The organism is Paenibacillus lignilyticus (assembly GCF_017942085.1).
GTDB classification, from domain to species: Bacteria; Bacillota; Bacilli; order Paenibacillales; family Paenibacillaceae; genus Paenibacillus_Z; species Paenibacillus_Z lignilyticus.
In genome coordinates this window covers 17435-40797 of record NZ_JAGKSP010000029.1, presented here as the reverse complement: position 1 = coordinate 40797, position 23363 = coordinate 17435, and the positions used below count along the sequence as shown (strand labels likewise).

Annotated in this window: 28 protein-coding genes, 1 rRNA gene, 1 pseudogene and 1 riboswitch; of the genes and pseudogenes, 27 read left to right on the top strand and 3 right to left on the bottom strand. The window is 49.3% G+C overall.

Annotation, left to right across the window (positions count from 1 at the left end):
• A 5S ribosomal RNA gene (gene rrf / locus I8J30_RS30680) occupies positions 1-89 on the top strand; the annotation flags it as partial.
• Positions 90-636: 547 nt separating this feature from the next.
• On the opposite strand, the gene I8J30_RS30675 is transcribed toward rrf, so the two are convergent.
• Positions 637-1167, bottom strand: coding sequence for a transposase (locus I8J30_RS30675; RefSeq protein WP_210664201.1), 531 nt, complete (start codon positions 1165-1167; stop codon positions 637-639).
• A 223-nt stretch (positions 1168-1390) separates the two neighbouring features.
• On the opposite strand from I8J30_RS30675, the gene I8J30_RS30670 reads away from it, so the two are divergent.
• From I8J30_RS30670 to rsmI, 10 genes are all read left to right on the top strand, one after another.
• Complete coding sequence (locus I8J30_RS30670; protein WP_371264886.1) at positions 1391-1579, top strand: sigma factor G inhibitor Gin; 189 nt, start codon at positions 1391-1393, stop codon at positions 1577-1579.
• A 182-nt stretch (positions 1580-1761) separates the two neighbouring features.
• Complete coding sequence (locus tag I8J30_RS30665) at positions 1762-3282, top strand: aminotransferase class I/II-fold pyridoxal phosphate-dependent enzyme (protein WP_240548499.1); 1521 nt, start codon at positions 1762-1764, stop codon at positions 3280-3282.
• Positions 3283-3344: 62 nt separating this feature from the next.
• Positions 3345-3971, top strand: coding sequence for a dTMP kinase (tmk, locus tag I8J30_RS30660; RefSeq protein WP_091225530.1), 627 nt, complete (start codon positions 3345-3347; stop codon positions 3969-3971).
• A 73-nt stretch (positions 3972-4044) separates the two neighbouring features.
• The gene (locus I8J30_RS30655) at positions 4045-4374 is read left to right on the top strand and encodes a cyclic-di-AMP receptor (protein ID WP_090985945.1); all 330 of its coding nucleotides are present in this window, start codon (positions 4045-4047) and stop codon (positions 4372-4374) included.
• Between the two features lie 16 nt (positions 4375-4390).
• Positions 4391-4834, top strand: a complete 444-nt coding sequence (locus I8J30_RS30650) for a YaaR family protein (RefSeq protein WP_210664200.1) — start codon at positions 4391-4393, stop codon at positions 4832-4834.
• Between the two features lie 19 nt (positions 4835-4853).
• A complete protein-coding gene (gene holB / locus I8J30_RS30645; RefSeq protein WP_210664199.1) occupies positions 4854-5831 on the top strand; it encodes a DNA polymerase III subunit delta' in 978 nt (325 codons plus the stop codon).
• A 4-nt stretch (positions 5832-5835) separates the two neighbouring features.
• Positions 5836-6636 carry a PSP1 domain-containing protein gene (locus I8J30_RS30640; protein ID WP_091225527.1) on the top strand — a complete coding sequence of 267 codons (801 nt, stop codon included), beginning with the start codon at positions 5836-5838 and terminating at the stop codon, positions 6634-6636.
• 84 nt (positions 6637-6720) lie between these two features.
• A complete protein-coding gene (locus I8J30_RS30635; protein ID WP_091225526.1) occupies positions 6721-7068 on the top strand; it encodes an initiation-control protein YabA in 348 nt (115 codons plus the stop codon).
• A 74-nt stretch (positions 7069-7142) separates the two neighbouring features.
• A complete protein-coding gene (locus I8J30_RS30630; RefSeq protein WP_210664198.1) occupies positions 7143-7925 on the top strand; it encodes a tRNA1(Val) (adenine(37)-N6)-methyltransferase in 783 nt (260 codons plus the stop codon).
• Complete coding sequence (rsmI, locus tag I8J30_RS30625) at positions 7922-8821, top strand: 16S rRNA (cytidine(1402)-2'-O)-methyltransferase (RefSeq protein WP_210664197.1); 900 nt, start codon at positions 7922-7924, stop codon at positions 8819-8821. Before I8J30_RS30630 ends, rsmI begins: the two co-directional genes overlap by 4 nt.
• A gap of 129 nt (positions 8822-8950) precedes the next feature.
• Here rsmI and I8J30_RS30620 read toward each other — a convergent pair whose 3' ends face one another.
• Positions 8951-9205, bottom strand: a complete 255-nt coding sequence (locus I8J30_RS30620) for an AbrB/MazE/SpoVT family DNA-binding domain-containing protein (protein WP_090648939.1) — start codon at positions 9203-9205, stop codon at positions 8951-8953.
• 274 nt (positions 9206-9479) lie between these two features.
• Between I8J30_RS30620 and I8J30_RS30615 the strand changes: the two genes are divergently transcribed.
• The 14 genes and pseudogenes from I8J30_RS30615 to I8J30_RS30550 all read left to right on the top strand — a co-directional run bounded on the left by I8J30_RS30615 (position 9480) and on the right by I8J30_RS30550 (position 22032).
• Positions 9480-10796 carry an HD domain-containing protein gene (locus I8J30_RS30615; protein WP_210664196.1) on the top strand — a complete coding sequence of 439 codons (1317 nt, stop codon included), beginning with the start codon at positions 9480-9482 and terminating at the stop codon, positions 10794-10796.
• Between the two features lie 21 nt (positions 10797-10817).
• The gene (locus I8J30_RS30610) at positions 10818-11582 is read left to right on the top strand and encodes a TatD family hydrolase (RefSeq protein WP_210664195.1); all 765 of its coding nucleotides are present in this window, start codon (positions 10818-10820) and stop codon (positions 11580-11582) included.
• 187 nt (positions 11583-11769) lie between these two features.
• A riboswitch (cyclic di-AMP (ydaO/yuaA leader) is annotated at positions 11770-12055 on the top strand.
• A gap of 222 nt (positions 12056-12277) precedes the next feature.
• Entirely contained in the window at positions 12278-13426 is a 1149-nt protein-coding gene (locus tag I8J30_RS30605) for a 3D domain-containing protein (protein WP_091225521.1), read from the top strand.
• Positions 13427-13542: 116 nt separating this feature from the next.
• Positions 13543-14106 carry a ribonuclease M5 gene (gene rnmV, locus I8J30_RS30600; RefSeq protein ID WP_090985927.1) on the top strand — a complete coding sequence of 188 codons (564 nt, stop codon included), beginning with the start codon at positions 13543-13545 and terminating at the stop codon, positions 14104-14106.
• Positions 14106-15005, top strand: coding sequence for a 16S rRNA (adenine(1518)-N(6)/adenine(1519)-N(6))-dimethyltransferase RsmA (rsmA, locus tag I8J30_RS30595; protein WP_210664194.1), 900 nt, complete (start codon positions 14106-14108; stop codon positions 15003-15005). The genes rnmV and rsmA overlap by 1 nt, the downstream gene beginning before the upstream one ends.
• A gap of 69 nt (positions 15006-15074) precedes the next feature.
• Complete coding sequence (gene yabG / locus I8J30_RS30590) at positions 15075-15950, top strand: sporulation peptidase YabG (RefSeq protein ID WP_210664193.1); 876 nt, start codon at positions 15075-15077, stop codon at positions 15948-15950.
• A 151-nt stretch (positions 15951-16101) separates the two neighbouring features.
• Entirely contained in the window at positions 16102-16374 is a 273-nt protein-coding gene (gene veg, locus I8J30_RS30585) for a biofilm formation stimulator Veg (RefSeq protein ID WP_090985921.1), read from the top strand.
• Positions 16375-16540: 166 nt separating this feature from the next.
• Positions 16541-16714: pseudogene (locus I8J30_RS30580) on the top strand (small, acid-soluble spore protein, alpha/beta type); the annotation flags it as partial.
• A gap of 347 nt (positions 16715-17061) precedes the next feature.
• Entirely contained in the window at positions 17062-17916 is an 855-nt protein-coding gene (gene ispE / locus I8J30_RS30575; protein ID WP_091225517.1) for a 4-(cytidine 5'-diphospho)-2-C-methyl-D-erythritol kinase, read from the top strand.
• Positions 17917-17999: 83 nt separating this feature from the next.
• The gene (gene purR, locus I8J30_RS30570; protein WP_210664192.1) at positions 18000-18839 is read left to right on the top strand and encodes a pur operon repressor; all 840 of its coding nucleotides are present in this window, start codon (positions 18000-18002) and stop codon (positions 18837-18839) included.
• 27 nt (positions 18840-18866) lie between these two features.
• Positions 18867-19259, top strand: coding sequence for a RidA family protein (locus tag I8J30_RS30565; RefSeq protein ID WP_210664191.1), 393 nt, complete (start codon positions 18867-18869; stop codon positions 19257-19259).
• Positions 19260-19388: 129 nt separating this feature from the next.
• Positions 19389-19676 (top strand): septation regulator SpoVG, encoded by a 288-nt coding sequence (spoVG, locus tag I8J30_RS30560; RefSeq protein WP_091225515.1) that lies wholly within the window; start codon positions 19389-19391, stop codon positions 19674-19676.
• Positions 19677-19906: 230 nt separating this feature from the next.
• Positions 19907-21298: a bifunctional UDP-N-acetylglucosamine diphosphorylase/glucosamine-1-phosphate N-acetyltransferase GlmU gene (gene glmU / locus I8J30_RS30555; RefSeq protein ID WP_210664202.1), complete on the top strand. Its 1392-nt coding sequence runs from the start codon at positions 19907-19909 to the stop codon at positions 21296-21298.
• Between the two features lie 83 nt (positions 21299-21381).
• Positions 21382-22032 (top strand): 50S ribosomal protein L25, encoded by a 651-nt coding sequence (locus tag I8J30_RS30550; protein ID WP_210664190.1) that lies wholly within the window; start codon positions 21382-21384, stop codon positions 22030-22032.
• Between the two features lie 45 nt (positions 22033-22077).
• Here the strand turns inward: I8J30_RS30550 and I8J30_RS30545 are convergent, their stop codons facing one another.
• Positions 22078-22278, bottom strand: coding sequence for a hypothetical protein (locus I8J30_RS30545; RefSeq protein WP_091225513.1), 201 nt, complete (start codon positions 22276-22278; stop codon positions 22078-22080).
• Positions 22279-22407: 129 nt separating this feature from the next.
• Here I8J30_RS30545 and pth point away from each other — a divergent pair, with 129 nt between their 5' ends.
• Both pth and I8J30_RS30535 read left to right on the top strand, forming a co-directional pair.
• The gene (gene pth, locus I8J30_RS30540) at positions 22408-22968 is read left to right on the top strand and encodes an aminoacyl-tRNA hydrolase (protein WP_210664189.1); all 561 of its coding nucleotides are present in this window, start codon (positions 22408-22410) and stop codon (positions 22966-22968) included.
• Between the two features lie 55 nt (positions 22969-23023).
• The gene (locus I8J30_RS30535) at positions 23024-23254 is read left to right on the top strand and encodes an anti-sigma-F factor Fin (RefSeq protein WP_090985905.1); all 231 of its coding nucleotides are present in this window, start codon (positions 23024-23026) and stop codon (positions 23252-23254) included.
• Positions 23255-23363 lie beyond the last annotated feature (109 nt).

The window sequence follows — 23363 nt, the reverse complement described above, 5'->3', positions numbered from 1 at the left end:
GCGTACCCATCCCGAACACGACCGTTAAGCCCTCCAGCGCCGATGGTACTTGGACCGCAGGGTCCTGGGAGAGTAGGACGTTGCCAAGCACGATGAACCGACCGTATTTATACGGTCGGTTTTTTGTTGTTAACAAGCTATAACATCGATTGGCGGAGAAGGAGGAAGGGTGGACCTAATGCGCTTGGCACGAACACAACCGGTGAGTGCCGTTATCTCCTACTGTAATGTTGATTCTGGATTAAAGCCTCCTGACGGCCAAGAATGTCCGTTACAAGCCAGAAAATCCAAAACAAGAATTCTAACTGTCAGGAATGTCCGTTAGAACCCAAAACCTGCTCAAAACACTGATGAATAAGCTCTAATGGACAATAATGACCGTTACAGTCAAACTAGTAGCGATAAAAACCTGTATCGGTCAAAAATGACCATTACAGCCTTTTTATCAACCGTTACAATCATATTCAGGCTGCTGGCGGGAAAGACGTCGATGCGCAGCTACAGCGAACGATCAACTTTTGTCTAAGTTAGCATCACCGTAAGCATAAACAAGGTACCTTTAACAGTGGACGGTTTTTTGTGGTTTCAATATCAAAAAGTCAGCTGCCCTCATCATTCCGTTTCTGTCGAAACGGATTACCGATGGTAGTAGCTGACTTCAGATACAGCGATGCGAAGCACGCCATTGCGTTTGGCTTTGCGCAGCTTGCGCATGATGACAAGCCGAGGTGCAAGTATCCAAACATGACACATAATAAGGCTGATCATTGTAGCTTCGTTGGCCCACGGATAGAAGACGCCAATGGCGCATAGACCAAGCCATAATAAGTGTCGATGCAATCTACGGTACAAGGCGAGCTCGATGTGAGCTGTCGGGATGTAACCGATCCATGGTGGCATAATGCGCCAGCCCCATCTGCGATCGTCCGGCTCGTCAACCCGGATGAGTGTTAACCGAGTAATGATGAACTGGATAACGAAGGCGCTCATGAAGCCGATTCCGAGCGCTCTCATCCCGTCCATTTGATACATCAGCCAGAGGAAAATAGCGAGAACGGCTAGTATACTGAGATGACTACGGCGCAGCTCATCTCGTACGAGCACCTTTTGGATGAGTTGGTATTGATAGATTGTTGCTTTCTCTTGTTCAGCAAGTTTACCGCGCATGATGTGTCACGCCTTTCTGCCTTCTACACGATGTATCGGTAAATGGGTGGTTAATTTGTAGACTTCCTTCCCGAAAGAAGTGCAAGCCCTTCGTCACCAATCTGGGCGCTTCAACATAGACTGTATTACTATTTGAAATGGGCTATGAAAGTCGTATAGTTTGCTAGACTTTGTGGCATACTAGAAGCAATGACATATTTTCACTTGGATGAGGTGAAACGAAATGATGGAAGAGACTACGGGAAACTCATGCATTATTTGCGGGCACGAGAAAGAACAAGGCATTCGAATCATTGATGAGTTTATTTGCGAAACTTGCGAGGTTGAGATGGTACGTACGGAAGTACAGGATGCTAAATACCCTTTCTTCATACACCAACTAAAGCGGATCTGGATGCAAAATAATGCCTAGACGGACGTACAGCATCAGTGTAAGGATCAAGTAATCCCTATATCGTCTCGAGTTGTAGAAATACGCGAGAATGGTTAGGGGTTATTTTGTTTATTGGCGATGCATGGAATCAGCAGGTTTATGTTAGCTTCATAATGGATTATGATGAGAGAAAGAAGAAGTTGAAGCAGGAGGAAAGTTGCTTGGCAGATACTAAGAGCAGACAGTGGCATGCGCCGCTATTCGATACATTAACAGCCTTGCAGCAGTCTAATCCTGTAAGCTTTCATGTGCCTGGCCATAAATATGGTCAGTCTCTTGGACATATGGCCGGTATGAACGACGATGCATTACGAGCATTTCAATCCATAATGAAGATTGATGTAACGGAAATATCGGGGACCGACGATCTCCATGCACCATCAGGTATCATTCAGGAAGCACAGACATTAGCGGCTGAGGTGTTTGGAGCGGAGCAGACCTTCTTCCTCGTTGGAGGGAGCACAGTTGGCAACCTAGCGATGCTGTTAGCTGCATGTGGGCCTGGAGACCTAGTCATTGTACAGCGTAACGCGCATAAATCGGTTTTAAACGGTTTAAAGCTTGCAGGGGCAAATGCAGTGTTTATCATGCCTCGGAAGGACGCAGGGAGCAATTTGGACGTTCTCCCGGATATCTTGCAAATCGAAGAGGCTATGACTAAATACCCGGAAGCGAAAGCTGTGTTTTTAACGAACCCCAGCTACTATGGGTTGAGTATAGATTTGGAGCCCTATGCTAATCAGATTCATGCAAACGGGATGCTGCTGCTTGTGGACGAAGCGCATGGTGCTCATTATGGACTGCATCCGGCATTCCCGAGATCAGCTATACAAGCAGGTGCGGATGCTGTCGTGCAATCGACGCATAAAACGTTGCCGGCACTGACGATGGGGGCTATGCTGCATGTTCAGGGTCCCCGAATCAATACAATGGCACTTGCGGATGCACTGCGAATGGTGCAGAGCTCAAGCCCTTCGTATCCGATAATGGCTTCGCTTGATATGACGCGAGCCATGCTTCAAACGTATGGCTGCGATCTTTTTGAACAAGGCATACAGGCTGCCCGTGTGTTTAGAGGTTGGATCAAAGGCCAATCAGCATATGAAACAATAATGCTGGATGATGAGCAAGGGCATCCATCGTCAGCTGCTGCAATCAAGGTGGATCCGATCCGCGTTGTTTTGCGGGAAGCTCAAGGGCGGTTGTCGGGGTTTGACCTGCAGCAACGGTTAGAACAGTACGGCTGTTATGCCGAGATGGCTGACCTTCGTTATGTTGTTTTGTTATTTGGGCTCGCGGCATCCGATTCAGATGTATCCAGACTTCAACAAGCTCTACTTGCCATAGCAGAAGAAATTGAACGTGAAGGGTTGGAAGCTAAGGCAAACCTTCACATGGCTATCGATCATCATCGAACAATGTCGGAACCGGTTGCGTTTACGAGATCGGGCGTAAAACAGGCTTCGAATGGGACCGAAACCATTCCGTTGTCGAATTCGGCCGGACGTTACACCGTAGAAGCGGTTATCCCTTATCCCCCCGGCATTCCACTGCTATATGAAGGTGAGCGCATTACAGAGGAAACCATACATTACATTCAACAATTAATGCAGCATGGCGCAAGATGCCAGGGAGCGACTGATCCGACGATGCAGACAATAACCGTACTGCGGACGGGCTAGTCGTTTACGCCTATGATTGGCTTTGATATGATAAGGGTATTAACAGACAGAGGAGTACTGAAGTGAAAAAAGGGTTGTTTTTGACGATAGAAGGCGGCGAAGGAGCAGGTAAAACGACCCTTATTGAGGGTGTTGTGCTTGCACTTCGGGCCCAAGGCAGAAATGTCATGATGACAAGAGAACCAGGAGGCATCCCGATCGCCGAGCAGATTCGAAATGTGATTTTGGATACAGCGAATACTTCAATGGATGCGCGAACAGAAGCGCTTCTCTACGCAGCGGCCAGACGTCAGCATCTTGTGGAAAAGGTACTGCCGGCACTAGCTCAAGGCGATGTAGTCATATGCGACCGTTTTGTCGACAGCAGTCTTGCCTATCAAGGTTATGCGCGGGGACTTGGGATCGAGGAAGTTTGGTCCATCAACCAATTTGCAATAGAGGGCTTTATGCCGCAGTTGACGATATGGATGGATATATCTGCGGAAGCGGGGATAGCACGGATTAATGCTACTTCCGGACGAGAGATTAATCGACTCGACCTTGAGAGTATGGCCTTTCATGAGAAGGTGCGAGAAGGATATCGCAAGCTGATGGCTGCCGATCCGGATCGAATTGTGCGAGTTGATGCCGAACAAACGCAAGAGAACGTGTTGAATGATGTAATCGCTATAATAAATAGACGATTTTAAAGGATTAATTACAAGTGATGTCAAATTAATAATCATGTAACGATGTCTTTCGAAAATTTTAGGAGGGATATTGATGAAATTAGTTATTGCGATTGTACAGGATAAAGATAGCAACCGGTTGTCGAACGCGCTTGTAAGAGAGGGATTCCGGGCAACGAAGCTGGCCAGTACCGGCGGGTTTCTGCGTGCAGGCAACACAACCTTCATGATCGGTATTGAAGATGAAAGGGTTCATGAGGTTATGACGGTTATTCGTTCGAACTGTAAAGTCCGCGATCAGCTTGTTTCACCCGTATCTCCTATGGGCAGTACTACAGATGCCTATATCCCGTTCCCAGTTGAAGTGCAAGTTGGCGGCGCTGCCGTATTTGTCGTACCGGTAGAGCGGTTCGAACATTTCTGATTGGACGTGAACTTCAATGAAGATTAATCCGGGCTGGCGTCCTTTAGGGCAAGACCGAGCGCGGCCGGATCTCGGCTCCAAACCGATTGCGCCTAAGAACTTTGCAGATGTGATGAACTTTCAGGATGAACAGCGTACGATCGAACAGCTGCAGGAGAAACTGCAAAATATTCATAATCAAGGCGAACGGCTCGCAAGATCGATGACCGTCAGAGAGCTGCGGCTTTATCGCCAGATGGTGAAGCAATTCCTCGAGGATACCGTCAGACGGGGTATCGGCATGAAAGAAACGCGCGGATTTGACCGTCGCGGCCGTACGAAACGATATAAGTTATTGGAAGAAATTGATTCTTCCCTCATCTCGATGGGCGAAGAGCTGCTTGAAAGCGAAGAAGGACGGCTTGATCTACTGCAAAAGGTCGGCGATATTCGCGGCATTCTCATTAATTTGTTTTTCTAGCATAGAGGAGATCTTTACCATGAGCATTGCACAGCTTGCCGGGCAACCGAAGGCGAAACGCATTTTGTTTTATGCGCTGACAAGCGGCAAAGTTTCGCATGCCTATTTATTTAGCGGGCCGCCCGGAAGCGGGCGGATGAACATGGCGATGGCATTTGCCAAAGCGTTGTTCTGTACAGGCGAAGGCGATGACGCTTGCGGCGAATGCTTGGAGTGCCGGAAGTTCGAGCATGGCAATCAACCGGATCTGCATCTGGTAGAACCAGACGGCAATTCCATTAAAATCGACCAAATTCGCGAGCTTCAAAGGGAGCTTGCCTATCGAAATATAAGCACGTCACGCAAAATCTATATCGTGCAGCGCGTTGAAACCATGACGCTGCAAGCCGCGAACAGCCTGCTTAAGTTTCTGGAGGAGCCGCAGTCGCCGGTAGTCGCGATTCTTCTGACGGAGAATGGACAAGCCGTACTGCCAACGATCCGCTCCCGTACGCAGTGGGTTCCGTTTATGCCGCTTGCACCTCATGACATGCTGCAATCATTGGCGAATGAAGGTGTTCCTCAGCTGCCTGCCCGCGCTGCCGTTCATCTCGCATCGGGATTAGATGCGTGCAGGGCGCTTATCCAGCAGAATGGGTTTGCAGAAATGAGAAACGTAGTGATACAATTAGGAAAGGACAGTCTCACGCGGTTTACCGCGGCGATGATGTCCGCGCAACAGCATATTTTTAAAACAGAGCTTGGTGAGCAGCCTCAGCTTCTGTTGTCATTACTCGTATTATGGTATAAAGATATGATTCATTTTCAAGCAGGAAGACACGAGGCTCTTGTTTTTATAGATCAGCTTGATTGGATTGGTAAGCATGCATTCTCACGTTCGGCTGAGGGCTGGGTGAAATGTATGGAGTATACGCTTGAGGCAGGCAAACGCATGCGCGCGCATGTATCGCCGCAATTAGCGCTTGAGCAGCTGCTAATCCGTGTACAGGAGGGGTGAAACGTTGTATAACGTCGTTGGTGTCCGCTTCAAGAAGGCGGGCAAAATCTATTATTTTGACCCGGTCGATTTCCCAATTGATAAGGATCAGCATGTTATTGTTGAGACGGCAAGAGGGATTGAATACGGTAAAGTAGTGGTTGGACAGAAGCAAGTGGGAGAATCAGATGTTGTCCTGCCTCTTAAGAAAGTCATTCGGATCGCCGGTGACAACGACGCCAAAATTGTCGAAGAAAACAAGGCAGCCGCACGCAATGCGTTTGCGACCTGTCTTGAAAAAATAAGAGATCATCAACTTAAGATGAAGCTCGTTGATGTCGAATTTACATTCGATCGCAACAAAATTATTTTTTACTTCACAGCTGAAGGCCGCGTCGATTTCCGTGAGCTCGTTAAGGATTTGGCCAGCGTGTTCCGTACTCGTATCGAACTTAGACAAATCGGTGTGCGGGATGAAGCGAAGATGCTTGGCGGTATCGGACCTTGCGGACGTGTACTATGCTGTTCAACTTGGCTCGGCGATTTTGAACCGGTGTCCATTAAGATGGCGAAGGATCAGAACTTATCGCTTAATCCGACCAAAATTTCCGGCTTGTGCGGACGTCTCATGTGCTGCTTAAAGTATGAACATGACAATTATGAGAGCGTTCGCGAAGAATTGCCGGCAGTTGGTAAGATTGTTGTTACTTCATATGGTGAAGGTAAAGTAACCGGAATTAATGCGGGCTCTAAATCGGTTTATGTCCAGCTCTTTGATGGCGGCAAACCGAAGGAACTACCGCTTGACGATGTTGTAGTGAAATAAGTAAGCAAATCCGAAGCTGTATAGCCTTGGGGTGGAGACTTGAAAAAAGACATATTTAGTCAAATTAGCGAATTGGAATCCCACATGGGAAGCCTGCATCTGGAACTGGGAGCGATGAAACAGAAAATTAAGTCGCTCTTGGAAGAAAACAACCGGCTTAGCATAGAAAATCAGCAGTTGCGCAAAGTATTAAAGCGGGAAACGGCCAGTCAAACACCGAAGCCGGTACCGGCCGCTGCCGTGGAAGATGATTCTCATGCCATGCCAAACGATGAACCGGCGCTGGCAAGCGACGCGATTGGCGTTGGGCAAGGATATGACAATTTGGCGAGATTGTATCATGAAGGTTTTCATATTTGTAATTTGTATTATGGACATTTGCGAACGGAAGGCGATTGTTTGTTCTGCCTTTCGTTTCTCAATAAGGAATAAAAGACAAGACCCTTCCATAGGGTCTTGTTTGCATATTCAAGCGGTTCGAATTTGGCAAACGTAAGGGGCAATGAATGATGAATAAAGAAGTAACACTGGAGCCGAATGAAAGGCTGGATGATTTACTAACGCATCAGCTACATATTATCCAGAGCCGGGAAGTGTTCAGCTTCTCCATGGATGCTGTCTTGTTGGCTCGTTTCGCGGCAGTGCCGCCACGCGGTAAAATCTTGGATCTGTGCACGGGCAACGGCGTGATACCACTGCTCTTAACGACAAGGACAAAAGCCCAGATTGATGCCGTTGAAATACAACCTCGGCTTGCTGATATGGCAAGGCGGAGTGTGAAGGCAAATGGGCTGGACGATCGCATTCATATTTATGAAGGGGATCTGCGTGACTTCTATAAACAGAGCGGCCATGGAAATTACGATGCCATTACGGTAAATCCCCCTTATATGCCGGCAGGTACGGGTGACCAGAACGAGAATGAGCATTTTGCTGCGGCCAGACATGAACGTAATGGGACGCTGGATGACATCGTGGCAGCCTGTGCGCGACTCGTACGAACGGGTGGTCGGGTTGCAATGGTACACCGCCCCAACCGGTTAGTGGAAATATTGGAAACGTTCCGTAAATGGAAGCTTGAACCGAAACGAATTCGATTCGTGCATCCGCATGCGGGTGCTGAAGCGAATATGGTCCTTATCGAAGCGGCCAGAGATGGCAAACCGGATGTGAAGCTTCTGCCGCCTATGATCGTATATAATGAACAGCGACAATATAATGAAGAGTTAATGCGGATCTATTACGGAGATCAAGCGCCGGAAGCGGGAACGAGGGATTCAGACAAATGATCGTACAGCGAAGTTTTAATGCAACAGATGCCGGCAGTAATAGCGGAGCCGGAACATTGTATCTGGTTGGAACGCCTATCGGCAATTTAGAGGACATGACCTTCCGGGCGATTCGAATTCTAAAGGAAGTCGATATGATCGCAGCGGAGGATACGCGTCAAACACGCAAGCTGCTGAATCATTTTGAAATTTCGACCAGGATTGTCAGTTACCATGAGCATAATAAGGAGGCGAGCGGTCCAGAGCTTGTCCGGTTACTGGCAAGCGGCCAATCCATTGCACTGGTAAGCGATGCTGGACTTCCGGCTATATCCGATCCAGGCGCAGATCTTGTGGCCGCCGCCGCTGAAAATGGAATTGCAGTTGTACCGATACCGGGAGCCAATGCAGCGTTATCTGCACTAATCATCTCCGGTCTGCCGACAGAGAAGTTTCTGTTTACGGGTTTCCCCCCGCGGGAACGCAAGTCACTTACCGCTTGGCTTCAGCACTTACATAGGCAAGACGCAACATTAATATGTTACGAATCACCGCATCGGATTATCAAGACACTTGCGGTGATGCTGGAGCAGCTGGGCGATCGAAAGATGGCGATGGTGCGTGAATTAACGAAACGTCATGAGGAAGCTGCCCGAGGAACAATATCGGAATGCATGGCGTGGCTGGAAGAGAATCCGCCGCTTGGCGAGTATTGTTTGGTTATTGCAGGGGTGAGCAAAGAAGAAGCCGCTCAATTGCAGCAGGATGATCCGGTATGGTGGAGCGGGCTGGAGCTGGAGGAGCATGTGAGCCGATACGAAGAGCAAGGCGAGGATCGGAAGGAAGCCATCAAACGAACAGCACTTGATCGAGGTTTACAAAAACGGGATGTATATAATGAAGTAATGAAGAAATAGCAGCATGCAGGAAGAGAAAAAAAAGACCTTCCTGACCATTATGGCTCAGGAAGGCATCAAGGAGTATAAAAAGGTTAGAATTAACAGGTTTGATAAATGTATTATAACCTATAAAACTAGATTTGTCTCTTATTTTGTAACAGGAGTCGGCATTTCTGTTAAACAAACGTTACAAACGATTTTGCCTTTGAAATAAGCGACATTCTCTGCGTTGCCACAGAAGATACAAGCCGGCTCATATTTCTTCAGCATGATGCGCTCGCCATCTACATAGATCTCAAGAGCATCCTTCTCGCCGATTCCGAGCGTACGGCGCAATTCAATCGGAATTACTACACGTCCCAGTTCATCTACTTTACGCACAATACCTGTAGATTTCATCATATCTATTATTCCCCTTCACAATGAATTAACTCGTCATCATTCGACAAAATTCTATCATATAATGCCTTAATAATACCAACGTTTCCCATAATAGTCAACCTGGTTTTAGCGGTAATTGTGACCAGTTATCGCCGTTTGCCGTTGTAAATAGGCATTTGTTCTACCTATATATAGTACTGCAAACGCAGTGCGGTTGGAAATGATATTGCGACATTATTCGACATTAGTTCGACAATTGTGTCGAATGATTGAACTTTAAGGAGCGTGATTCGACATGAGTGCTGCCCATCGAGAGGATAAACTCGCGGAAGAGAAAGTATTTAAGGACCCTGTACATAAGTACATTTACGTCCAGGATCAACTGATCTGGCAGCTCATTAATACGCGGGAGTTTCAAAGGCTCCGTCGAATACGCCAGCTCGGCACATCCTATTTGACCTTTCATGGAGCAGAACACAGTCGGTTCTCGCATTCCCTTGGCGTTTACGAAATTACTCGCAAAATCATATCCCAGTTCGAGCGCGGCGGCTATACCGACTGGCCCAAGGAAGAGAAGCTCGTTGCGCTATGTGCGGCTTTGCTCCATGACGTTGGACACGGCCCCTTCTCTCATTCCATTGAAGATGTGTTCGACAGTCACCATGAAGAATGGACCTGCCGCATTTTGCTTGGAAATACGGAAATTAATGCAGTCTTGCGTGAATTTGATCCGAGCTATCCGGAGCGCATTGCCGCCGTTATTTGCAAAACCTATCATCAGCCAATTGTAGTTAGTCTGGTCTCCAGTCAAATGGATGCCGACCGCATGGATTATTTGCTTAGAGATGCGTATTTTACGGGGGTGAATTACGGTACCTTCGATCTGGAGCGGATATTGCGAGTGCTGCGGCCTCATCAAGGCAGAATCGTGGTAAAGGAAAGCGGCATGCACGCGGTTGAGGATTATCTCATGTCTCGCTATCAGATGTACTGGCAGGTTTATTTTCACCCGGTCACGAGAAGCTCGGAAATTATATTAAGGCAAATCTTTCGAAGGGCAAAGGAGCTCTTCGGAAGCGATTACCAGTTTCAATCCTTAATGAAGCCGATACGGATGCTGCTTGAGGGCACAATGGACATTGAAGGGTATTTGAATTTAGATGAGGCTCTTGTTCAAACGGCTTTCGCGCAATGGGCCCATGAACCTGATCCCGTGTTATCGGATCTATGCCGCCGATTTCTCAATCGCAAGCTGTACAAATATGTGACGATGGATCATCCTGACGAGAAGCTATGGCAAGAAATTCGTGAACAGCTGCAAAAAATTGGCCTGCATCCGGACTATCACCTGGAAATTGACTTTCCTTACGACATGCCCTACGATGTTTATCGTCCCGGTTCAACATCTGCCGCGGGCAAGGAGGAAAAACCTCCGATTCTGCTGCTGAGCAGTGATGAACGATTGTCGGAAATCTCAAGCCGCTCGGATATCATCCGTTCTATAACGGGTATCCATCAAGGTAAGTACCACCTCTATTACCCGGAGGAACCGCTGCGCGAATCAGCCCACAGGCTGCCTGCGAAACTCCGCGAATTATTTGCTTTAATGTAGAAAGGGGTTACTAAAGACACCATGTTAATCGACACGCATACGCATTTAGACTCGCATAAATTCGACGAAGACCGAGCAGAAGTTATCGAAAGAGCGCAGGCTGCCGGCGTACATAAGCTCATCAATATCGGTTTCAACCGTGAAACAATTCCAACTACGATGGCACTTGCCGAGCAGTATTCCTTTATTTACGCCGCCGTTGGCTGGCATCCGGTTGACAGCATTGGCATGCGTCCGGAGGATCTGGACTGGATTGCATCCCTGTGTGACCATCCGAAGGTTGTGGCGATCGGCGAAATTGGTCTTGATTACCACTGGGATACCTCGCCTAAGGATGTTCAGCAGCGTGTATTCCGCGAACAAATCCAATTAGCCAAGCAGAAAAGGATGCCAATCGTGATTCATAACCGCGATGCCCATGAGGATGTCGTACGATTGCTCCGGGAAGAGGATGCCAAGGACGTTGGCGGCGTCATGCACTGCTTCTCCGGCAGCTGGGAAACGGCGAAACAATGTCTCGATATGAACTTCTATATTTCGTTCGGTGGACCGCTTACATTCACCAATGCGAGGGTGCCAAAGGAAGTGCTTTCACAAGTGCCTCTGGACCGAATTTTGATCGAAACGGATGCTCCTTATTTGGCCCCTCATCCCCATCGCGGGAAACGAAATGAGTCTTCATTCGTCCGTCTTGTAGCAAACACAATCTCGGAGATAACGGGTAAAAGTGTGGAGGAAGTCGGCAAAATAACCACGGAAAATGCAATGAAATGTTTTGGAATCTGATGAAAACGGGTTTGAAAGCAAGGATTTGGGACTATTCTCGTGATAAAACTGATTTTGATTGAAGAAATTGCTTACTTTTCGCCTATTTTTCCTTGAAATTCGTTAAAATCGTCATTAATCAGTTCTTTACAATGTGGCGCGGTAGACGGTATGATTCATTTCAGAGCAACAAAACTTGTATTCCTTTTCCAATAAAACGCTTAATCTCCGGAGTTCGGAGAGCGGGGGAACCAATTGTTGAAACTGTTTGTATCAAGAAGGAACAGCTCGTTCGTTTCTTCCCCTTAAAAACGTGTTCGTCGACTAAAGGGCGACACGGTTTGGTACAAAGGCAGACAGTGATAGACATGAAATTCTTCTTGGGGTGAATTTTGCGACCGGCGCAGCAATTGTTATATCGTGCCATTAGCGAATAGGGCGACTCTCACGCCCGAATCCGACAGCTAACCTCGTAAGCGTCAATAAGAGAGATCAACCTCGTGAATGCAACTCCATGCTACCATTGTCTAATGGGAAGCCACGAAACAGATCCTCTGTCGTCGGGCTTCTTTTTGTTTGAAAGAAGCATAAACTGACGACAAAAGCTGTATTATGGAAGTGGTCCGGGGCTGAATTTGGAAAGAAAATCTCTATAGTCGCGTCTATGTAATCATGCGTAACAAAGGCGGCGGGGCTATGTAAGGAGGACCGAAGAAATGGGAGCACTCCAGCTTAAGGACACCCATGGGAAACGATCATCCAGCATGTCTTTCGCATTGCGATGGAAGCATGAGAACATGCGTTTAATTGTACTAAGCGCCATGATCTCAATCGCTATGACTTTCATGTTTCTGGTGTTGTTGTACGGAACGGCTGACAAGCGCGTGTCCGTAGTAGTGAATGGACGAGAAACCATTGTCTCTACGAAGCAATGGGTCCTTCAACGCCTACTGGATGAACAAGCTATTGCAATTGGCACTTATGATAAAGTGTCGATGCCGCTGGATGGCGGTATTAAAGACGGTGACCGTATCGTAATCAATCAAGCGGTGCCTCTTATTGTAAAAGCTGACGGCAAAGCAAGAACGTTGTACACGACAGAAAGAACCGTACAGGCGGCGATCGATCAGGCTCATATATCGATACGCAGTCAAGATAAGGTAGTACCTTCGTTATCCTCGTCCCTTAAACCGAATATGATTATTTCAATCACTCGGATTGATACGAAGATCTCGGAGAGTACCCACCCCGTTCCTTTCTCCATTGTGAAGAAGGATGATCCCAAGCTAGCGCAAGGGAAAGAACAGCTTGTCCAAACGGGTAAACAAGGCACTGTCGTTAAACGTTATGAAAAGACTTTCGAAGACGGTGTCCTAGTCTCGCAGACACTGGTCGAGAAGCTGACCAAGTCACCTTCTGTCGATCAGATTGTTTCGATCGGGACGAAGAAGCCTGAACCGAAGGTAACGATGCTGCGGGCGAATTCGCCGAGCGTCTCGACCATGACGAAACGGGGCGTTACTTTCAGTGCAAAGAAAGTAATAAAGAACGTAACTCTTACGGCTTATTCAGCCGGCTTAGCTTCGACGGGTAAAGGCAAGAACCATCCGCAGTACGGCATAACCGCATCGGGAGCACGTGTTCAGGAAGGCCGTACCATTGCGGTCGACCCGAAAGTGATTCCGATCGGCTGGTGGGTGTATATCGAAGGAATCGGTTTCCGCCGAGCTGAGGATACGGGCAGTGCAGTCAAAGGCAACAAGATCGATGTTTATTTTGACAGCGAGTCGTATGCCGATAAATTTGGGCGGAAGCGGGGCTATACCGTGTATGTGCTGGGTCCGAAGAAACCGGAAGCACTGTAGACGTATTTCCGCGGTATGAACATGCGTATCGTATTTCGCGCGTAAATATGCCATCATAAGAAGAGGCGATGCCTCTTCTTTTTGCATGTTGTACGGAAGGGAAGGAATGGAGTCCCATGATTAAAGAAATCATTGTAGTAGAAGGTAAAGACGATACGGTTGCCATCAAGCGTGCCGTAGAAGCGGAAACCATCGAGACAGGCGGTTCGGCGATTGGCGAAGCGGTTATCCGCCGCGTCATGCTGGCCCAGGAGCGCAGAGGCGTTATTATTTTCACCGACCCTGATCATGCAGGCGAGCGAATCCGCAAAATCGTGGCGCAGCGTGTACCAGGCTGCAAGCATGCTTTTCTCCCTCAGGAGGAGGCGCTCTACAAGGGAGATATCGGTGTCGAGAACGCATCACCGGAAGCAATCAAGCGAGCACTCGCTAATTTGCGTACCGAAGCGACGTCGGACACTGCGGGTCTTGCCGAGGTCACGATGGAAGATTTAATGCAAGCAGGCTTGCTCGTACATCCGCAAGCTTCGGACAGACGGCTGAAGATGGGCAATTTGCTCGGAATCGGCTATGCGAATGGTAAGCAGTTCTATAAACGCTGTTCGATGTTTCGAATCACGCGTGAGGAATTTATGCGGGCTCTAACCACGATGGAGCAGGCGAGCGAAGGAGATCAGTGATGGCAGAGGGAATTAAAGCGGGTGTCGATGTTGCTTCACCGAAGCGGACGAAAGACATCATCGCGAGATATGGTTTCACATTTAAGAAGAGCCTCGGTCAGAACTTTCTGATCGATCAAAATATTTTACGCAACATCGTCAGTGCCGCTGAGCTGGATGAGACGAAAGGCGCGCTGGAGATCGGACCGGGTATCGGCGCATTAACGCAGAAGCTGGCAGAGGCCGCAGGGCGCGTAGCCGCAGTTGAGATCGACAATCGGCTGATTCCGATTCTAACGGATGTACTGGCGGATACGCCGAATGTGCACGTTGTGCATGGCGACGTGCTGAAGCTCGACCTCGCTAAGCTGCTGAGGGAGCAGTTTGCCGGGCTTTCAGGCGTTAGCGTCGTGGCGAACCTGCCTTATTACGTGACGACACCGATTCTGATGAAGCTGCTGGAAGAGAAGCTGCCGCTTGAGCACATCGTCGTCATGATCCAGAAGGAAGTCGCGCAGCGGATGGCAGCTAAACCCGGCGGCAAGGAGTACGGCAGCCTTAGCGTGGCCGTGCAGTACTATTGCGTGCCTGAGCTTGTTTGCATCGTCCCGCACACCGTATTCATCCCGCAGCCGAATGTCGATTCCGCGGTTATTAAGCTGTCGCTGAGGGACAAGCCCGCTGTTGAAGTCGAGGATGAAGCGCATTTCTTCCAAACGGTGCAGGCTTGTTTCGCGCAGCGCCGCAAAACCATTGCGAACAATTTAACCGCTTATGTAGGCAAAGTGAATCGAGAGAAGCTCGGACCGCTGCTTGAAGGCATCGGCATCGATCCATCCCGGCGCGGGGAAACCTTATCGCTGGAGGAGTTTGCCGCGTTAAGCCGCGCACTGCTGGCAGCGGACTTACACAGCAGCTAACGAAAAAATAAAAGTGAGCGCACCATCAGGGGCGTCTCCCCATAGGATAGACGAAGAGGTGATTTGCCCATGAAGCAAGGGGACCTGGTCGTCCGCAAATCCTATGGCGGGGACGTCCTTTTTCGTGTTGCGACAATTCTAGAACAGACAGCCATCCTGAAGGGCACCGACTATCGTCTGCTTGCAGACGCGCCAATTGTCGATTTGTCCGTAATGAGTGATCCGGAATCCTCCGGCGCTGCGAGGCAGGCACGCATTAAGGCCAGTGAGTCCACGCTAAGGATGCAGGAACAACGCGAGCAGCAGATAATTGAACGTGAACTGCAGCGCGCGCAAAGTCAGTCCCAGCCGTACTTCGAGGTGCCCGGAAAAGTACTTCATTTGGACGGGGACAGCAACTATATGAGAAAAAGCATGCAGCTGTATACGCAAATGCGCGTCCCTGCCCACGGGGTATATGTGCATGAATCCCAAATGGCTGACGTGGTGTACCGGCTGCTTCCCCAAATCAAACCGGATATTATCGTTATCACCGGCCATGACGGCGTGTTGAAGACGCGCAACCAGGACGACTTGCATAACCTGGCCAGCTACAAAAACTCGCAAAATTTCGTCAATGCGGTGCGGATCGCGCGTCAGTATGAGAAAAGCAAAGACAGCTTAATAGTCGTAGCGGGCGCATGCCAATCGCATTACGAAGCGCTGCTGCAAAATGGATCGAACTTCGCCAGTTCTCCGGGCCGGGTACTCATCCATGCCTTGGATCCCGTATACGTCGCCATAAAAGCCAGCTATACCTCCATTCGCGAAACGATCAACTTATCGGATGTCATTCATGGCACAATCAGCGGAATAGATGGGGTAGGGGGCATTGAGACGTTAGGGAAGTTCCGGGTGGGTCTGCCTAAACCGAAAACACTGACCGGCGTAAAGCCAACTGTATAATATGGCTGCTTCGGGCTAAAATATACGTACCGGAGAAAAAAGTACCCTTTTTTATATTGACACCAAAGTGACTCCACTGTTATAATTATAATTTTTTGACAAACCACCTCCTTTTGGTTATAATGGACAAGGAAAGAGGTGGTAGTGCACAATGGCAAAAAATGCGCTATTGGAAATCAAACGCAGTTTGGAAACCCATGTCGGCTCCAAAATCCGTCTTCGTGCTAACGGTGGTCGTCGAAAGACGATTGAACGGACCGGTGTGTTAGAAGAAATCTACCCTTCTGTATTTATTGTCAGGCTCGACCAGGAGCAGCATGCATTTAAGCGCGTCTCTTACAGCTACGCCGATATATTAACGGAGTCCGTTGAAGTTACGGTGGACAGCGATGATGGTCAAGTACGCATTACGTATATACAATGAGATAAATAAGATACGAACATGTGCAGGTTTGCAGGCGCGGCGAGAGCAGCGTAGGCAGGATCTGCACTTTTTTTTGCGCCGGACGGGCCTTACCCTTTCCCCCGTATGAGAACGACAAAAACAACCATACTAACGGTACTACCCGTTTCAAAGGAGGAGAGTGTTTATGTCACGCAGACGCCGCGGTACGATGAGTGAAGAGCTGAAGAAAGAGCTGGCGAAGGACTTGGGCTTCTATGATACTGTACAGAAGGAAGGCTGGGGAGGCATTAAAGCAAAGGATGCCGGAAATATGGTGAAACGCGCGATTCAAATCGCCGAGCAGGCTGCAGCTAAACAGTATGCCGCGCAGCAAGCTCAATCCCAGTCGCCGTACCAGCAGCAGACCTATCAGTCATCGCAATCGACTTATAGGCCGCAGCCTGCCCGCAGCCCATTCATGCAGCCTCAAGCGCAGCCCAATTATGCGCCACAGCGGCAGCAGGCATCCGGCACGGTTCCGGCTTATATGCATCAAGCCATGCAGGCCGCGCAGCAGCAAGCGTCCCACTATCAACCACACTAAAGGGTTATTCAAAAGCTAAGGTGTTGAGCAGACCCGCAGACTGCTCAAAGCATCTTAGCTTTTCTTATGACCTTTTGTTATAATATGTGAAGTTTAACGATAACGGACGGGTGAGCCTACATATGAAGATTTATGAAAAAGCGCCGGCAAAAATCAACCTGCTGCTGGACGTCATGCGTAAGCGTGAAGATGGATTCCATGAGGTTGAAATGATTATGACCATGGTGGATTTAGCGGATCGGCTTGAGATGGAAGAGCTTCCGCGGGACACGATCATTATCTCGAGTCAGGCGGGGTATATTCCGCTCGATGAGAAGAATTTAGCCTTTCAGGCGGCAAGGCTGATTAAGGATCGCTACAATGTCCGTAAAGGCGTCTATATTCATCTGGATAAGAAGATACCCGTAGCCGCAGGGCTTGCCGGCGGAAGCAGCGATGCTGCCGCTACGCTGCGCGGGCTCAATCGGCTGTGGGAGCTCGGCATCTCCGAAGAAGAGCTGTGCACGCTCGGTGCGGAGCTGGGCTCCGATGTACCGTTCTGTGTAACGGGCGGAACTGCAATCGCCCGCGGCCGCGGAGAGAAGCTGGAGCGGATCAACAATCCGCCGCAATGCTGGGTCATTCTGGCGAAGCCGCCGATCAATGTTTCGACGGCAGACGTGTACGGAAAGCTGCGCGCCTCTGAGCTGAAGCAGCATCCATCAACAGCGGACATGCTGTCCGCGATCTCAAGCGGCTCATTTGGCGGCGTATGCACGTATCTGGGCAACGTGCTGGAAACCGTAACGCTACAGCTTCACCCCGAGGTGCTGCAGCTTAAAGAAATTATGCAGCGTCTGGGCGCAGATGGCGTGTTAATGTCAGGCAGCGGACCGACGGTTTTCGGCCTTGTAAGCAAGGAAGCGAAGGTCTCGCGCATCTACAATGGACTCCGCGGATTTTGCAAAGAAGTCTATGTGGTAAGAATGCTGACATGAAGCCTACGTGCGTCTTGATTAAATCCGTATGAAAATGGTATTATGTCATTATAATATTCGGATTTGGCTGGGGGGAGTACACGTTGAAGAAGTTAAAACGGAGTGCAAGGTTAGTAGAAATGACGCAGTACTTACTTACACGCCCCCATACGTTAATTTCTCTGACAGCATTCGCTGATCGCTACCAATCTGCCAAGTCATCTATTAGCGAGGATCTGGCGATTATTAAAGAGGTTTTCGAAGAAGAAGGGCTCGGTGAGCTGCATACGCTGGCAGGAGCTGCCGGAGGCGTGAAATATACGCCGAAGATGGGTCAGGCTGAGGCGCTTGGCATCATGAACGGCATTTGTCGTCAGTTGGAGCAATCGGAGCGGGTACTGGCCGGCGGCTACTTATACATGACGGATATGCTGGGACAGCCAGGGCTGCTCGCAGATGTTGGACGAATGTTTGCAACCGCATTCGCAGCTTCGGATATCGATGTCATCATGACGGTCGAGACGAAGGGGATCCCTCTTGCTTATGCAACGGCGGCTTGTATGAATCTGCCCGTTGTCATTGTGCGTCGCGATAATAAAGTGACGGAAGGCTCTGCTGTGAGCATCAATTACGTATCGGGCTCCAATAAGCGTATTCAAACGATGTCGCTTGCACGCCGTGCTTTGAAGGAACATGCACGCGTACTGATCATCGATGATTTTATGAAAGCCGGCGGAACGATTCAAGGCATGATGGATCTGCTGTTTGAATTTAACGCAAAGGTAGCCGGAGTCGGCGTATTCGTGGAATCCGGTGAATTGGATACCGAGGATCGACTGCTGGAGGATTATGTGTCGTTAGCGAAGCTGACGGCTGTAGATATGAAGACCAAACACACAACCGTTGTACCGGGCAATTATTTCACAACCCGGGCTACTATTTAGCAACCAACCGAGGAGGATTACTCGTTCATGAAAGCAGAACCTCAAATCGTGGCGACTACTCAAGCGCCTGCAGCAATTGGACCTTACTCACAAGCCATTAAGCTCGGCAACCTATTGTTTACCTCCGGACAGATTCCGCTGACAGCGGAAGGCGTTCTCGTTGAAGGCGGCATTGAAGAGCAAACGCATCAAGTATTCCGCAATCTTCAGGCTGTATTAGCTGAAGCCGGGGCAACATTCGCAGACGTGGCGAAGGCGACTGTGTTCATAAAAGATATGAATCAGTTCGCTGCGCTCAACACGATTTACGCTTCTTACTTCGGCGACCATAAGCCGGCTCGCTCTACCGTTGAGGTTGCGCGCCTGCCGAAGGACGTCCTTGTCGAAATAGAACTGATCGTGGCGATTGAAGTCGAATAAAATAGGATAATATTCAGAACGAAAAAATATTTTCAAACTATACAGATATTTTCCAGAATCATGAAGGAATTCGCATTGAAACGTGGAAGTATACACCAAGTCCTTGATAGGCAAAGGTGGTGAACACAGATGCAAATTACCGATGTTAGACTCCGCCGAGTAAATTCCGAAGGCCGGATGAAGGCAATCGCCTCAATTACCATTGACAATGAGTTTGTCGTTCACGATATTCGCGTGATTGACGGTAACAATGGAATGTTTGTGGCAATGCCAAGCAAGCGTACTCCTGATGGAGAATTCCGCGATATCGCACACCCTATTTCTTCGACGACACGGGAGAAAATCCAAGCTGCCGTCCTAGCAGAATACGAACGTGCAGCGACGGAAGAAGATGTAGTAATCGAAGAAGGCGCCTAAATCAAGGTATTAAGACGTCTAGTGAAGAGAGCCCCAGCGGGCTCTCTTTTCTTTTGCCTACAGATACGCTATATTCAGTAGAGCATTCAAGCAAGGTGAATCGGCCGAGGCTATCCGATATGGTGTCGCCGGCGAGGTTCATTTCGGAGAAATATGAGCCGTGGTTAAGGTTTATATTTTGAATAACATAGGGTATAGAAGCTGGGGAGGGACATCCTTTGAAGAAAGTAATGGCAATCGTATTGGCAGCGGGACAAGGGAAACGAATGAAGTCCAAACTATATAAAGTGTTGCATCCGGTCTGCGGGAAGCCAATGGTGGCGCATGTGCTGCAGACGGTACAGGATGCGGCTTGCGAGCGCACGGTCGTCGTTCTTGGCCATGGCGCGGAGACGGTTCGCACGTATCTTGGAGATGGCGTGGAATTTGTGCTGCAGGAGCAGCAGCTTGGTACGGGCCATGCCGTCCAGCAAGCAGAACCGTTGCTCGGCGAAGAAGCGGGCACGACGGTTATTCTATACGGCGATACGCCGCTCGTGACTTCAGAAACGATTGCAGCGCTGCTTGCGCTTCATACGAAGACCGAATCGGCAGCAACCGTATTGACGGCGATTGTGCCTAATCCGCAAGGACTCGGACGCATCATCCGCGATGAGGCCGGCCATGTTCTGCGGATCGTGGAGCAGAAGGACTGCACCCCTGAACAAGCGGCAATTACGGAGATCAATACCGGCATGTATTGCTTCGACAATAAGAAGCTGTTCCAGGCGCTTAAGAAGGTTACGAACAACAATGCACAAGGGGAGTTCTACCTCACCGACGTGATGGAAATTTTGAAAAATGCGGGCGAGACCGTTGGCGCGTATTGCACACCGGATTATGCGGAAGGCATTGGCGTAAACGACCGTGTCGGCCTTGGCGAAGCGGAGGCGCTTATGCGTGCTCGGATTAACCGCAAGCATCAAATTAACGGCGTAACGATTATTGATCCTACTGCTACCTACATTGAAGCGGACGTAGTTATCGGTTCGGACACGATTGTTTACCCAGGCACAGTATTGCGGGGGCGCACTGTAATCGGAGAAGATTGCGTGATTGGTCCTCATGCGGATATTACGGACACGGAGATCGGCAATGGGGTAACGGTGAAGCATTCCAACGCGGTGGAGTCGGTTATTGGCGACGAATGCGCAGTGGGTCCATATGCCTATTTGCGTCCGGGCGCTAAGCTTGGTGCAGGCTGCAAAATCGGTGATTTCGTTGAGATTAAGAACGCCGAGCTCGGCGAAGGTACGAAGGTTTCCCATCTTAGCTATGTGGGCGACGCGAAAGTCGGCAAAGACGTGAATATCGGCTGCGGCGCGATTACCGTCAATTACGATGGTTATAACAAGTCGTTGACCGAAATTGGCGACCGTGCATTTGTAGGCAGTAACGTCAATTTGGTCGCGCCGGTTAAGATCGGCGAAGGCGCTTATGTGGTAGCGGGTTCCACGATTACGCAGGATGTACCGGACAATGATGTAGCCATTGCCCGCGAGCGTCAGGTTAACAAACCGGGGTATGCGGAGAAGCTGCGCGGACGTGCGAAAGCGAAGAAGGATAGCAAGGCGAAAGGCTGAGTGTGAGAAGTTGTTCGTTTATTTCCGGGCCGGAATGGGTATGAATATATGGAAATCACTACACTCTCAGGAGGTTTCCGACTATGGCGATACCATTTCGAGCAGAAGCACGGACGACAGCCACGCAAGGCCAATTGAGACAAATGAGACAGCAGGGCAACATCCCCGGCGTCGTATACGGCACGAAGCTAAGCAAATCGATTTCGATCTCGGTCAATGAGAAGGAGCTGGCGCATCTGCTGCGCTCCCACCCCCATGCCTTGCTTGAACTTGATATTCCGGGAGAAGGCAAGCAGCCGGTTATGCTGACCCAAGTGCAGCGCGAGCCGCTGACGCGCGAGCTGCTCCATATTGATTTCCACCAGGTGAACATGAACGAATCCATCAAAACGCCGGTTCGGCTGGAGATGGTCGGCGATTCTGCCGGCGTACGCGAAGGCGGAATTCTGCAGGCGATGCTGCATGAGCTTGAAGTGCATTGTTTACCGGATCGTATACCGGAGGTCATTGAGGTTAACGTATCCTCACTCGGTATTGGAGAGAATCTGCTGGTCAGCGATCTGCAGCTGCCATCCGGTGTAACGACTAAAGTGGATGCAGACCAAGTCATCGTGACCATTTTGGCGCCTCAGAAAGATCTGACGGCGGAAGAAGCAGAGGATGCGGCGGTAGAAACGAAGGAAGCGGAGCAGCGTGCACATGAAGCGGAGATGCATGCGGTGAAGTTTGAATAAACGTACGATCAGGGCTGCGCGTAAGAGGCAGCCCTTTACTTTTTTTCAATAACCGGGTCTGGAAACAAAGGTAAACTGCTTGCGGCTGTAGAAAATATTATTCATCTTGATGTACGAAGGGCTGAAATATTCGACGTAGCCAATATCATGATGTTCTTTGCCCCAATAGATTTGGACAGGAACTTGATGCTCATGGTGATCCTGGAAATGATAATCGTCGAAGATATGCTGACCATTTACATACATCGAAAAATACGCTCCTTTATGTACGAAGTTCGGCTTTTCTGCCGAATCTATATGTATGACAATTGAGGGCGAAGATTCGTTGCATAAAGAAAAAAGAAATTTTGTTGTAGCAGGAGTTGAGGATTCAGCATGAAATGGATAGTCGGATTAGGCAACCCCGGCACCGCGTATCAAGGGACGCGGCATAATGTAGGATTCATGGTCGTGGATGCGCTGGCTAAGCGTTGGGGAATTAGCGTAACGCAGAGCAAATGCAAAGGGCTTATTGGCGAAGGCAATGTGGCGGGAACGAAAGTTGCACTCATTAAACCGATGACCTTTATGAACTTATCCGGTGAAACGGTAAGAGGCTTCATGGATTATTTTAAAGCCAACTTGGAAGATGCCATCATCGTCTATGATGATTTGGATACGGAAACGGGCAAAATCCGTCTGCGTTATCAAGGCAGCGCCGGCGGCCACAACGGGATTAAATCCATCATCCAGCATACGGGTACCCAAACGTTCGATCGGATCCGAATCGGCATCTCTCGGCCGCAGCCGGGCATGAGCATTTCGGACTACGTGCTTTCGAATTTTCCGAAGAGCGAGCAGGACCTGCTGAAGGTGATGGTGGAAGAGAGCTGCGATGCGGTCGAATTCGCGTTGACGAATCCATTTGAACGCACGATGGCCAAATATAACCGTTAAATTTCAGTCGATGCGGGCATACTGAGGGTATAACGACTACTCAGGAGGCATACATATGGCTGTAAATTATATTTGCCGGCATTGCAAATCGCAGATTGGGTCGATCGACAACGCCCAAATTTCAGAAACACAGCTTGGTTTCCATTTCTTGACCCCCGAAGAGCGCAGCGATATAATAGCGTATAATCCGAACGGCGACGTAACGGTTAACGTGGTTTGCGACTATTGCCGCGAGGCGATCGACAGCAACCCGGAGCTGCTGCTTGTATCGAACCCGCTGCAGTAAGTCGGCAGCAGGAAATGAATGAAGAGCCTTGGCGTACGGCTGAGGCTTCTTTTTGTAGTGATTACGAATGGAAAATGGGAAAAGCTCCTTTGCTAGAGGACGGCAGGTG